Origin of the sequence: Pectobacterium sp. CHL-2024 (assembly GCF_044751765.1) — a bacterium.
In the GTDB taxonomy this organism is placed as follows: domain Bacteria; phylum Pseudomonadota; class Gammaproteobacteria; order Enterobacterales; family Enterobacteriaceae; genus Pectobacterium; species Pectobacterium brasiliense.
In genome coordinates this window covers 120,230-132,887 of record NZ_JBIXKO010000004.1, presented here as the reverse complement: position 1 = coordinate 132,887, position 12,658 = coordinate 120,230, and the positions used below count along the sequence as shown (strand labels likewise).

Annotated in this window: 11 protein-coding genes; 6 read left to right on the top strand and 5 right to left on the bottom strand. The window is 51.8% G+C overall.

Annotation, left to right across the window (positions count from 1 at the left end):
- The first annotated feature begins 13 nt into the window (after nucleotides 1-13).
- Nucleotides 14-484 carry a GNAT family N-acetyltransferase gene (locus ACIPUG_RS09045; RefSeq protein ID WP_320695987.1) on the top strand — a complete coding sequence of 157 codons (471 nt, stop codon included), beginning with the start codon at nucleotides 14-16 and terminating at the stop codon, nucleotides 482-484.
- A gap of 134 nt (nucleotides 485-618) precedes the next feature.
- On the opposite strand, the gene ACIPUG_RS09040 is transcribed toward ACIPUG_RS09045, so the two are convergent.
- Both ACIPUG_RS09040 and ACIPUG_RS09035 read right to left on the bottom strand, forming a co-directional pair.
- Nucleotides 619-1,248 (bottom strand): LysE family translocator, encoded by a 630-nt coding sequence (locus ACIPUG_RS09040; protein WP_400338197.1) that lies wholly within the window; start codon nucleotides 1,246-1,248, stop codon nucleotides 619-621.
- Nucleotides 1,249-1,258: 10 nt separating this feature from the next.
- The gene (locus tag ACIPUG_RS09035; protein WP_039515194.1) at nucleotides 1,259-2,206 is read right to left on the bottom strand and encodes a hypothetical protein; all 948 of its coding nucleotides are present in this window, start codon (nucleotides 2,204-2,206) and stop codon (nucleotides 1,259-1,261) included.
- 521 nt (nucleotides 2,207-2,727) lie between these two features.
- Between ACIPUG_RS09035 and ACIPUG_RS09030 the strand changes: the two genes are divergently transcribed.
- The 5 genes from ACIPUG_RS09030 (at nucleotide 2,728) to ACIPUG_RS09010 (ending at nucleotide 7,870) form a co-directional block, all read left to right on the top strand.
- Nucleotides 2,728-3,600 (top strand): carbohydrate ABC transporter permease, encoded by an 873-nt coding sequence (locus ACIPUG_RS09030; protein WP_039470781.1) that lies wholly within the window; start codon nucleotides 2,728-2,730, stop codon nucleotides 3,598-3,600.
- On the top strand, nucleotides 3,590-4,495 hold the full coding sequence (locus ACIPUG_RS09025) for a carbohydrate ABC transporter permease (protein WP_039524635.1): 906 nt from the start codon (nucleotides 3,590-3,592) through the stop codon (nucleotides 4,493-4,495). Before ACIPUG_RS09030 ends, ACIPUG_RS09025 begins: the two co-directional genes overlap by 11 nt.
- 162 nt (nucleotides 4,496-4,657) lie before the next feature.
- Nucleotides 4,658-5,482, top strand: coding sequence for a phosphodiesterase (locus ACIPUG_RS09020; protein WP_039282154.1), 825 nt, complete (start codon nucleotides 4,658-4,660; stop codon nucleotides 5,480-5,482).
- Entirely contained in the window at nucleotides 5,482-6,570 is a 1,089-nt protein-coding gene (locus ACIPUG_RS09015) for an ABC transporter ATP-binding protein (RefSeq protein ID WP_277517700.1), read from the top strand. Before ACIPUG_RS09020 ends, ACIPUG_RS09015 begins: the two co-directional genes overlap by 1 nt.
- Entirely contained in the window at nucleotides 6,563-7,870 is a 1,308-nt protein-coding gene (locus tag ACIPUG_RS09010; RefSeq protein ID WP_400338195.1) for an ABC transporter substrate-binding protein, read from the top strand. The genes ACIPUG_RS09015 and ACIPUG_RS09010 overlap by 8 nt, the downstream gene beginning before the upstream one ends.
- Nucleotides 7,871-7,915: 45 nt before the next feature.
- Here ACIPUG_RS09010 and ACIPUG_RS09005 read toward each other — a convergent pair whose 3' ends face one another.
- From ACIPUG_RS09005 to ACIPUG_RS08995, 3 genes are all read right to left on the bottom strand, one after another.
- Nucleotides 7,916-9,178: an MFS transporter gene (locus ACIPUG_RS09005; protein ID WP_400338193.1), complete on the bottom strand. Its 1,263-nt coding sequence runs from the start codon at nucleotides 9,176-9,178 to the stop codon at nucleotides 7,916-7,918.
- A gap of 92 nt (nucleotides 9,179-9,270) precedes the next feature.
- A complete protein-coding gene (locus ACIPUG_RS09000) occupies nucleotides 9,271-11,415 on the bottom strand; it encodes an alpha-galactosidase (RefSeq protein ID WP_400338191.1) in 2,145 nt (714 codons plus the stop codon).
- Between the two features lie 209 nt (nucleotides 11,416-11,624).
- Entirely contained in the window at nucleotides 11,625-12,629 is a 1,005-nt protein-coding gene (locus ACIPUG_RS08995; protein ID WP_400338189.1) for a LacI family DNA-binding transcriptional regulator, read from the bottom strand.
- Between the last annotated feature and the right edge of the window lie 29 nt (nucleotides 12,630-12,658).

Sequence of the window (12,658 nt, the reverse complement as noted above, 5' to 3'; positions counted from 1 at the left end):
AAATGGTGAAAAGATGAAAGTCAGACTTGCAGAGCCTGATGAAGCAGAAGAATGTTGGGAGATCAGGAATCAGGCTATCCGCCATGGATGCAAGAACAGCTATGAAGCAACAATTATTGCTGCATGGACACCAGAATCCATGCCGGAGGGATACAGGCGAGCTATTGCTACTAACCCGTTCTTTGTTGTTGTGGGTTTAGATAACAGACCGGTTTCTACAGGCTTTCTTGATATTTCTTCTCGCAGTGTTGAGGCTATTTTTACCTTACCTGAGTATGTTGGAAGAGGGTTGGCTGGAATGATTCTTGACGCTATAAAGAATGAGGCACGCGAACGTGGTTATGAGCAATTAACATTATCCTCAACCCCTAATGCTCACTCTTTCTATCAAAAGCATGGCTTCTTGTTTCAGCAAGAAAGCTTATATCAATCCACTCTTACTGGGAGTGGGATGCGCTGTATAGATATGATTTTCAAATTATAGCATTGGCTGCTTTGCGGCTCGTAGGGTACTGGCTCGCGAATTCAGATAATATGTGTGATATCAGGAGCTATTCTTCGGTAATGTGTCGATATATTCCATGAGGGTGTGAGTCCTTCTCTATAATTATTTTTTACTTAAATTGATATGGTATCTAAAACAAAAAATAAACCTGTCCCCATAAGGAAAATAGAGCTAATTAAATTGATGATGTAAGGGAGTTTGCTTCCAGATATTTTTTTAGCGATTGAAGCGATTGATAAAAATATTATGTCAGAGATAAAAGAGAGAAAGACAAAGATAGTGCTGAGAATGAAAAACTGGCTGCCATAGCTAAATTCAGCATTTATAGAAATGAAAGAGGGGATGAAACTGGTGAAAAACACTAATGCCTTTGGGTTTATTAGTGGAACTAGAAATGCTGATAAGAATCCAATTTTAGTCTCTGTGATGTGGGTTTCTTTGGTATTATTACTTTTTCTTATCAGTTTTATGAGTCCTTTGATGCCAAGAAATATAAGGTATGCTCCCCCGGCTACTTTCATAAAATTAAACAAAATCACAGATGAGTGAATTAATGATGTAATTAAAAATGCGGTAAGTAATGTGACGACTTCTCCGCACCTAAATGCAATGCTTAGTGATAAAGATGACTTAAGACCATTGTTAAAGTAATTAGTGAGTAAAAGTGCTACAGCAGGGCCAATCGAAAAAGTTTGAGTTAATGTAATAATGCAAAAAATGAATAAAGTATGGTGATTCATCATCTATATACCATCAAAGATACGTTGGTAAATCACAATATACATATTCTGATGGTATGCATGGTGTAGAAAATAAGGATAGGAATTGTTTTATTTTACTTTCTGATGACGAAGCTACAATAGAATAGAAATTGCCGGAATTCCAATATATGGCTTTATATTTAAAGTATTTATCTAATGTTTCCTTCATTTCTTCAATAGTTACTTCATTAGTCGACATAACACGAAGAACATCATTACGCTTACTGTCGAGTTGCGTTTCTGTGAAAAATCTTCGTTTAAATGACATGTCTTTCTGTATTTCCCTCGCATTATACTCATCTTCATCACACTTAAATTTTTCCGTAAAAATAAAAAGGCCATCTTTCTTTAATAATTTGATAGTAAATTTAATCTGAGCATCTCTATCTGGGGAATACATCTGGAAAGTAGTGTCTTCTATGATAATATCAAATCCGTCATTGAATACTGTATATTTTTTATCTTCGGTTAGTTTTTTATCTACCATAAAGAATGGGGTGCAAATAAAATATGCATTTTTAGGCGTGTGATTTTTATAGAAAGATGATTCATTGGCAGCTGTGGGGCTGGTTGTTAATGTGGTTATCATTTCACCAGATTCCTGGCTGATCGTTCTCGCCATTGCTCCTTCAGCCATTCCAAGACAGTAAACATTAATTTTTTTTGAATTTTTTCTCGCAAAATTAATAATTGCATTTCCCAGTCGGCACTCTTCTTCAAGACTGTAAGGAATACTTGCGAAGTAATGTTTTACGAATGACCCACTGTTATTAATCAGTTGTTGGCTAAAATGTTCTATTTCTTTATTGCAAAATAGTCTTGTGTCTGGTTTTACATCCTTATAGGGTCGGTTATTTTCACCTGAAGCTGTGTTGGAAAAGAAGTTAGCCATTGCATTAATACGAGGCGCTTTTTTACAGGATTTAATAAAATCATCCATATATAACTTCCATGTAATCGATATGAATTTATATACTATTACATTACTGTAATTTATATGGCAAGTGAAAAAATTCATCCTTATATTGTCATGAGGTTCTTCCTGCTCAGTTACATTTGCCATCTCACAATTCATCGAAGTATGATAATTCAATATTAAATGTTTACTAATGGTGACTGTAAGGCTTGTTGGTATAATTAAATGCCATATTTATTAGCTATATTATAAATAATTTGAGTATTGCCAATGTTTATGGAAATTGAAGTATAGCGGGTATATATCCTTTGATATCAAATATCTGGGGAATACGCCAAACGGTTTTTCAGCTTTCATTCATTGATTGATTTGAAAAATCATATAGAGAATAAAGGGTAATTCAATTTTCCTAACTGGCTGTCTCTCCAGCTTAGCCAGCGAATTATTTACTTTCGAAAACAAACTGTCATTAAACTGACGCCCCACTGACACGCTAGCGTTCTAGGGTAAGGCCTCTGTGTTTCACACTGAACGGCCTTTGAGTTATGCGTGCAAAATGCTTTCCCTATCTTGTGCTGTTGCCGACGCTGGTTTTTTTGCTTGCCTTCACCTATTTCCCTCTGTTGCGCTCGGTCATCGACAGCCTGTATGACACCCGGCTGAATGCCGATACGCCGCTGTTTGTCGGGATGGATAATTTTGTGCGTCTGGTGCAGGACGCGGTGTTCTGGCAGGCCCTGCTGAACAACGTGCTGTATATCCTGATGACGGTGGTGCCCGGTGTGCTACTGGCGCTGCTGCTGGCAGTGCTGCTGTGGGAAAACACGCGGGTTAACCGCTGGCTGCGTACCGCTTTCTTCTTTCCGATGATTATTCCATTGGTGAGTGCCGCGACGCTGTGGCTGTTCATCTTTATGCCGGGACTGGGGCTGCTGGATTACTATCTGGCGAAAGTGTTCGGCCCGATGAACAACAACTATCTCGGTATGAGCGACAGCGCGCTGGTGGCGGTGAGCGTCATCGGTATCTGGAAATTCGCCGGCTACTACATGCTATTTTTTCTCGCCGGGCTGCAAGCCGTTTCGGCTTCAGCACGCGAGGCGGCGCTGATGGAAGGGGCTTCACGGCGTCAGGTGTTTTTCTACGTCACGCTACCGCTGCTGCGGCCAACCATCGCCTTTGTGGTCACCATCGCCTTTATCTACGCCATTACCCAGATCGACCATGTTGCTGTGATGACGCGCGGCGGGCCGAATAACGCGACGACCGTGCTGCTCTATTACATTCAGGATCTGGCGAATGACACACACGATCTGGGTAAAGCCTCTGCGGCTACCTTCCTGACGCTGGCGATGCTGTTCGCCTTTTCCATTATGAATCTGAAAGTGCTGGAGAAAGGGGCGCATTATGAGCGTTGATCACCCGAATGTTGAGAACCTAAGCGCTAACGCTCGGCATGTTGCAAACCGCAGCGTTGCCAATCGGCATCCGCTTCGCATCACGACGCGGTTTACGCTGCCGCTGTTGCTGATGTGCGCCGCGTTACTGTGGGTCAGCCCGTTTATCTGGATGCTGTCTTCTTCCGTCAGCACCAGCAGCTTTGGCGTGGATATGGCCTCGCTGCTGCCGCGTCTCCCGCTGACGCTCGATAACTTCCGCGATGCGTGGGATAGCGCCGACTGGTTACGGCTTTACACCAACACGCTGATCTTTGCGGTCGGCACGTTTCTGGTACAGCTGGTGACGATCACCACGGCGGGCTACATCTTTGCCTATCATGAATTCCGCGGCAAAACGCTGCTGTTCTACCTGCTGCTGATTCAGATGATGATCATGCCCGTCGTCATGATGGTGCCGAACATGATGACGCTCAAACAGCTCGGCCTGCTTAACACTCTGACTGGCGTAATGATGCCGTATTTCGCCTCGGCGTTTGGCGTGTTTTTGATGCGCCAGGCGTTTCTCAATATCGCCAAAGAGATCGAAGAAGCCGCGTTGATGGAAGGCTGCCGCTGGTGGCAGGTGGTGTTTCACGTCTTGATTCCGATGACCTGGCCGTCAATTCTGGCTTTCGCTACGGTCAGCATTACCTACCACTGGAACGAATATCTCTGGCCGCTGATGGTGCTCAATGACCCCGACAAACAGGTGCTGACCATCGGGCTGGTCTCGTTCGCCATGGGCGCAGAGTCGGGCGGGCAGTGGGGATTGATCTGCGCGGGCACGCTGCTGGTGTGCTTGCCGCTGATGGTGGCTTTTGTGGTGTTCCAGAAGCAGTTCCTGAGCAGCTTCGGCTTCTCGGGCATTAAGTGAATCGCGAATGGGTTAATGCGGGTTAATTAAGCCTGGTTTTTAGGAGAAACGCGGGGGATGAGGTTCCCGTAGGGATGCCTCGCCCCGTGGTCGCTCCGTGTATCTCGATCCTTAAACGATCGGCGTTCGCCAACGGGCGAAATAACGATAGAGGTGGTGGTTATGTTGCTGGCACAGATTTCCGATCTGCATTTTCGCAGTGAGGGGCGCAAGCTCTATGAATTTATTGATATTAACGGGGAAAACGCCAAGGTCATTAACCAGCTAAACGCGCTGAACGAGCGGCCGGACGCGGTGGTGATTAGCGGCGACATCGTCAACTGCGGAAGCCCGCAGGAGTATCAGGTGGCACAGCGCGTGTTGCAGATGCTGGATTACCCGATGTACGTGATTCCGGGCAATCATGATGACAAGCAGCACTTCCTCAACGCGATGCGCCCGCTTTGCCCGCAGTTAGGCGATGATCCCGAGAACATCCGCTATGCGGTGGATGACTTCCCGATGCGCCTGCTGTTCATCGACACCAGTCTGGCTGGGCAGGCGAAAGGCTGGCTGACGCCGTCCACGCTGGGCTGGCTGGAGCAGCAATTACAGGATCATTCAACGCGCGAAACGGCGATCTTCATGCACCATCCACCGCTCCCGCTGGGATCGGCTCACATGGATCGGATCGCCTGCGAAAACGGGAGCGAACTGCTGACGCTGATCGAGCGTTTCCCGCAGCTGACGAGGATCTTCTGTGGACATACGCACCGCCTGATTATGACGCAGCATCGGCAGGCGATTATTGCCACCGTGCCGGGCACCGTCCATCAGGTGCCGTATTTCTACTATGACGATACGTCGTACTACAACCTGGAGCCCGCCAGCGTGGTCATGCACCGCTACGTGCCAGTCACTGGGCTGGTGAGCTACAGCCAGTCGATTGCCTCGTACCCTGGGCCTTACCTCTACGATCCGCGTATCAGCTGTCCGGTGGATGCGTAATGGCCGTGATTCAGTTACGTAATATCAGTAAACGCTTCGAGCACATGCAGGCGCTGGCCTCGCTGTCGCTGGATATCGCTGACGGTGAGTTTTTGGTGCTGGTCGGGCCGTCCGGCTGCGGCAAAAGTACGCTGCTGCGTATGCTGGCCGGTCTGGAAGACGTGAGCGATGGGCAAATCCTGCTGGGTGACGATGACATTACGACGTGGAGCCCGAAGCAGCGCAATTTCTCGATGATCTTCCAGAACTACGCGCTGTTTCCGCACCTGACGGTCGAGCAGAACATCACTTTCGGGATGCGGATGCGCGGTGAGCCGAAAGCGGAGTATCCACAGCGCGTGCAGCGCGTTGCCAGCCTGCTTCAGCTTGAACCGCTACTGAAACGCAAACCGGGAAAACTGTCCGGTGGTCAGCGCCAGCGCGTAGCAATGGCGCGGGCGATCGTGCGCGATCCGCGCTTGTTTTTGATGGATGAGCCGCTGTCGAATCTGGATGCCCGCCTGCGCAGCGACGTGCGGGACGGCATTATGGATCTGCACCGGCAGTTGAAAACAACCACCGTTTACGTCACGCACGATCAGATCGAGGCGATGACGATGGCGGACAGAATCGCTGTGCTCGATCGCGGCGTGCTGCAACAGGTTGGCACGCCGGAACAGCTGTATTCGCACCCGGCTAACGTCTTTGTCGCCGGATTTATCGGCACGCCCGCGATGAATATGGTGACGCTGCCTTGTGCTGATGGACAGGCATTTCTACAGGCATTGTCTGTGGCGTTGCCCGCCAGTGATGAAACGCGTTCATTAACCAGTGTGCTGCTCGGGATCCGCCCTGAGCATATTACTGAACACGCCGCGTCAGACGGCGACTTGTCATTGTCGGGAACGGTGAAGCAGCGGGAGCTATTTGGCGCGGAGTATCTGATTCATGTGGATACGCCGTTGGGGAATATTCGCTACCGTCGGCCAAATCGCGATGGCGTGCCGGATGTCGGCGCCTCCCTTGTGCTTCATTTTTCACCGCAGGATTGTCATTGGTTTTCCGGGCAAACCGCCCGTAATTTATCCCAGGAGAAAAGAAATGCGTAAGCCCCGTATGATGGCGCTGGCAATCGCCTTGCTGATGTCTGGCCCCGCGTTGGCGAAAGAGAGTATCGATTTCATGTTCCCCGCGCCGGTTGATGGCAAGCTGACGATGGAAATGACGCGCATCATCAAGGAGTACAACCAATCACAGGATCAGGTTGAAGTGCGTGGGATCTTCACCGGCAATTACGACACGACCAAAGTGAAAGCGGAAGCGGCCGCCAAAGCGGGCGATCCGCCGGCGCTGGTGATTATGTCGGCAAACTTCACTGCTGATTTGGTCATCAAAGATGAAATTCTGCCGATGGACGAGCTATTCAAATACGGCAAAGAAAAGGCCACGCCTTTCCTGACTAAAAACTTCTGGCCTGCGCTGCATCAGAACGCGCAGGTGATGGGCGTGACTTACGCGATCCCGTTCCACAACTCGACGCCGATCCTTTATTACAACGAAGACATGCTGAAGAAAGCGGGATTCAACGAACCGCCGAAAAACTGGGATGAAGTGATTGCGGTAGCGAAGAAGCTGACTGACCCGGCAAAAGGGCAGTGGGGCATCATGATTCCGTCCACGAACGATGACTACGGCGGCTGGATGCTGTCTGCGCTAACGCGTGCCAACGGCGGGGCGTATTACAATGCCGACTATCCGGGCGAAGTGTATTACAACACCGCATCAACTAAAGGCGCGCTCCAGTTCTGGCGCGACTTAGTGTATCGCGACAAAGTGATGCCCGCTGGCGTGCTGAATTCCAAGCAGATCAGCGCCGCATTTTTCTCCGGCAAGCTGGGTATGACGATGCTGAGTACTGGCGCGCTGGGCTTTATGCGTGAAAACACCAAAGATTTCCAGCTTGGTGTGGCGATGATGCCGGAAAAAGAGCGTCGTGGCGTGACCATCGGCGGAGCAAGTTTGGTGAGCTTCAAAGGGATTTCTGAAGATCAGAAGAAAGCGGCCTGGCAATTTATGAACTATCTGGTCAGCCCGGAAGTGAGCGGAAACTGGAGTCGTTTTACCGGCTACTTCGCCCCGCGCATGGCGGCCTACGATCTGCCGGAAATGAAGGACTATCTGGCGAAAGATCCGCGTGCGGCCATTGCGCTGTCACAGCTGCAATACGCCCATCCGTGGTACGCCACCTATGAAACGGTTGCGGTGCGTAAAGCGATGGAAAACCAGCTGGCGGCGCTGCTAAACGATCCGGCGAAAAAGGTCGATGACGCTGCCGCTGCCGCACAAAACGAGGCGGACGGCATCATGAAGCCTTATGTGGATAAAACGGCGTTGCGGGACGTGAAATAGTCACATCGCGCCCCATCGGCTTAACGCCAACGGGGCGCGATAATGTTAATGCGCAGCCTGAGAATGCATACTCGCCGGGCTGCGTGACGATGACAGCGTAAAGGCGGAAATTGCAGTGAAGGTAAGTGCGATGCCGCCCAGAATAAGGTAAGTCTGGTTGAAGCCAATTCGGTCGTACAGGTTGCCTGCGACGGAGGAGAGGAATATCGCCATAAACTGCTTGGCGAACTGGAAGCCCACCAGATAAATCGTGGCCGAAAGGCGCGAATCAAACGTATTGGCGATGTATTTGAAAATCCCGATAAGCAGCAGCGGCACTTCGAAGGCGTGCAGCATTTTCAGTATGATCACCTCCGTGACGGACGTGGCACAGGCCGATCCCAAAATCCTGATCGACATAATCGTTCCTGCCACTAAAAGCGCATTTTTAGCGCCGATCCGGTTAATAAGCCACGGCGTACAGAACATCACCAGCGCATTTGCGGCTTCCCCTGCGGTGGTGACAAAACCAAAGATCTGGTTGCCCTGTTCCTGCGAACTAAAGAACGATTTAAAGAAGTTAGCGAATTGCTGATCGTAGACGTCATAAATGCAGGCGACGCCGACCACATACAGCACCAGCAGCCAGAACTGACGGTTAGCCAGCAAACCTAACGCCAGCTTCACACTAAAAGGCGAGGCGTTAGCCCCGAGCGAGTCCATGACGGCGACGGTCGGGTTGCTTTCCGTCTTCGCCAGACACAGCAACACGATCAAGATAATCGCCGAGCCGGATCCCATCCAGAACACGATATCGGGGTTAATGTTAAACAGCATACCTGCCGTTGAGGCGCAAATTCCCCAGCCAAAACAGCCAAACATGCGCGCCTTGCCGTACTCAAAGTGGTGCTGTCGGCTAATGCGCTCAATGTAGGCTTCAATGGCTCCGGCTCCCGCACTGAAAGAGAACCCGATATACAGCCCACCGACTAACGCACCCAGTATCACGTTGATTTTTAATAGCGGAGCGAAGACATACAGAAAGAAAGGAGCAAAAAAGAGTAACAGCACAGAGATCACCCAGAGCAGGTGCTTCTTCATCCCTAATTTGTCGGACAGGATACCGAGGAACGGCTGAAACAGGATTGCGAACAAGGACAGGAAGGAAAACACGATACCGGTATCGGTTTTGTTAAGCCCGATAACGTCCGCCAGCCAGATCGGTAAAAACGGAAAGCACGTGGCCATGATAAAAAAATAAAGAAAGAAGAACGCACCGAAAATCCAGAAGTTACGATTGTTTTTGTAGTAGCACGAGGTAGTAGGCATCTGTATTTCCCCCCAAGGGGTAGACGTTATCATGACGCGGGACAATGCTGTCCCGCGCGGTCGTGTTGTGTATTGGTAAGGCAAAGAAAAGGTTATTTACTGACGGTATCCGGCACCGCGGAAAGCCCGATCAGAATGGCGGTCTCCGGCGTCAGAACGGGGAGGGCAAGACCGGCCTGCATCAGCCAGTCGCCGGAAACCACGATTGGCTGACGTAACCACGGTGGAAGCTCACGCATAGTGCCGCCGCCTTCACGCACCGTTTTGATTTCCGGACCATCCAGCAGCGTGACTTCATAGCGTGCGTCGGGCTGTAGACCGGGGAAGCGGAGCGTACCCGCCAGCGAATAAGCCGGCATGCGTAGCTGAGCTACCTGGAAAACGGCATGCTGCCGATCGTTGCTCACCACACCGGTGACCTGCACCGTATCGTCCGGCATCTCGACCCGCCAGGTGGTGCCGCCGTGCAGCAGCGGGCGCAGCGTTTTGTGTAGCTGGATGTAATGGCGATAGCCTTCCAGCTCGTCGTCGTCAGCCTTCACGGGATCCAGCTCGATGCCCATATGGCCGAACAGGGCGGTCAGGCCGCGAAAGGCGATGGTATGACGCCGATAGGTAGCGTGGCAGCGAGCATGCCCGATGTGTTGCCCCATGACTTCTGGTGGAAAGAAGTAGCTCATGCCGCGTTGGATAGTCTGGCGCTCCAGCGCGTCGTTGTTATCCGACACCCAGAAGCGCTGGGTACGCTCTAGCACGCCGTAGTCGATGCGGCCGCCGCCGGAGGCGCAGGATTCAAATTCGATATGGGGAAAACGCTGGCGCAGGGTATCGAGCAGACGATAGAACTGTCGGGTTTGCGCATCGGCGGCCAGACGCCCTTCATGGCCGGGTTGTACCAGTTCGCGGTTCATATCCCACTTCACATAATCGACCGGGTGCTCACCCAGTAGCCAGCTCAGCCGCTCCAGCAGATACGCGAAGGCCTCGGGCTGGTTTAAATTCAGCACGTACTGATAGCGGCCTGTTGGCTGTGTGTAGCCGGGCAATTGCAGCACCCAGTCAGGGTGTGCACGGAACAGGTCGGAATCGGGGTTGATCATCTCCGGTTCGACCCAAATGCCGAACTCCATCCCCAGGGCTTTGACATGCTCAATCACCGGCATCAGTCCGTTAGGGTATTTTTCCTCGTCCAGATACCAATCGCCGAGCGCGGCTTGGTCGTGGTGACGCCCACGGAACCAGCCGTCATCGATAATGAAGCGCTCCACGCCGACGTCGGCGGCCTTGCTCGCCATCTGCATGATGTACTCGGGGGAGTGATCGAAATAGATCCCTTCCCACGTATTGAGGTGTACCGGGCGTGGTTTATCGTCGCTGAATTGGATCAGGGACTGACGTAAGAAGGTGTGATAGCGCTGACTCATGCCGTTTAAACCGGCATCGGAGAAGGCGGCGTAGACCCACGGCGTCGTGAGGGATTCCGACTGCGCCAGCGTGATTTCACCCGGCAGATACAGGGCTTCCGCCTGGACGACGCGACGGCCATCCGTTTTGATATCGGCACGCAGGCGGTGATTGCCGCTCCAGCCTAAATGCACGCCCCATACGGCACCATGCTGTTCGCTGAACGCGGACTCGCCGAGGATAAAGGCGGGGAAATATTCATGGGAGCTTCTTCCCCGACGGCTTTCCTGAATAAAACCGCCGTGCTGCAACGTGAGGCGGTGAGCCTGAAACTCACGCAGCCAGCGGCCGTGGAATGCCATGACGTCGTTCGCCCGTTCCGGGACGGGCAGCGTGACGGCGAGGCGCTGTACTTGCCAGACATCCGCACGCAGATTCTCTAGCGTGTGGCGCAGTTGCAGGACGTCGGTCTGCGGATCCAGACGCAGTTCACTGATCAGGCGAAGCCCGGCCTGTGCATCTTCCGCCGTGATGGTGAGCGTATTGTCCTGAACGTCAGCCTGCGTCGTCGTGAAGATCGGCGCGGCGTCATAGCCTGAACGGTGCCCCTCAATACCCGGCGAACCGAACTGACCACGCCCGTATTCCATCGCCAGCGTCAGAGGAAGATCCACATCCAGACGACCGTTAGCGACGGGGCGTTGCAGAGAAACGATATCTTCTGGTGAAAAACCACGTAGCCGTGGCCCCCAGTAAAGAATTTCTGCCGCTGGGGCGCAGCGTACGATGACGTCGCACTGCGCGCTGGTTAATTGAACAATATCACGCATCATGAGGAGGATTCCAAATTACGAATAGTGGATCTCAGTGAAAACTTAAACGTTTAAGTCATCAACTTAAACGTTTAAGAAATGTGATATTGTTAAAATAATCGTTAGAAAATGGAAAAAGGTTGCGATGAGGAGGTGAAGATCATCTTGCTGACGGCTGGCGTAGCAAACCAACCGATGACTTTATTAAACGTGGTCGATAACGGAATAGATTAGGCGGGAAAGCTCGTGTTACCGAGGCGTAACGTTGGCTGCCATAACTCCTGCAAGTTTTCTACGGCTTCGCCCGCGATCAGCGCCTGTATCATGCTGGCAATTTGTTCGCCAACCTGCTCGCGAGTTGCCTGTTCGATGGCGGTCACGGTGATGTCGGTCAGGCTGTCTTGCGGCAAGCCGTCATACATCACTAATGCGATGGGGTGTGAACCGGAAAGCCGACCCGCCTGCTGCAATGCCGCAACGGCACCGTCGCCGTGGACGTTGCCGTCCATCACCATCGCGGTGGGCGGCTCAGGCAGCGCCAGAAGGTCGAGCATGGCCTGATAGCCCGCGCGGCGTGTGGGGTTCACACAGCGCAGATAGGCGTCGTGAAACGGCAGGTCGTGGCGTTGCAGAGTATCGCGATAGCCCTGACGACGCTGCATGATAAATGCCTGCGGGTGATCTTCGCTTAACATGGCGATACGGCGATGCCCGAGCGCGATCAGGTGCTCTGTTGCTAACGCCATGCCTGCGCGGTTGTCAAAATCGAACCAGGCGTAAGGGTGAGGAAGCTGGCTGCGCCCCAGCGCCAGAAACGGGACGTTGTGACGTTGCAATAAGGTCAGTCGTGCATCCTGCTCGCATGTATGCGCCACGATCAGCGCGTCGATACGGCGGCTGGCGATCAACCGGGCTGCACCCTGACAGGCGTCTTGCTCGTCAGCAAGCAGGAGAAAATCGACCTCATGCTGTGCCAGTTTGCGGCTGATCGCGCCAATCATCTCGAAAAAGATATCGTTACTCAGGGAAGAGGCGTAGGGATAGACCAGCCCGACAGCGTTGCTTTTGCCCATTTTGAGGCGGCGTGCGTGCGTATTGGGGCGATAGCCAATACGCGCCGCTTCTTCCTGAATACGCTGGCGCGTGGCGTCGGAGATATCCCGATGGCCGTTCAGCGCACGACTCACCGCCGCCACCGACAAACCCAGGTTATTTGCGATTGTTTTTAAAGACATCACCCCCTCCTGACATGCATGCCCGGCGA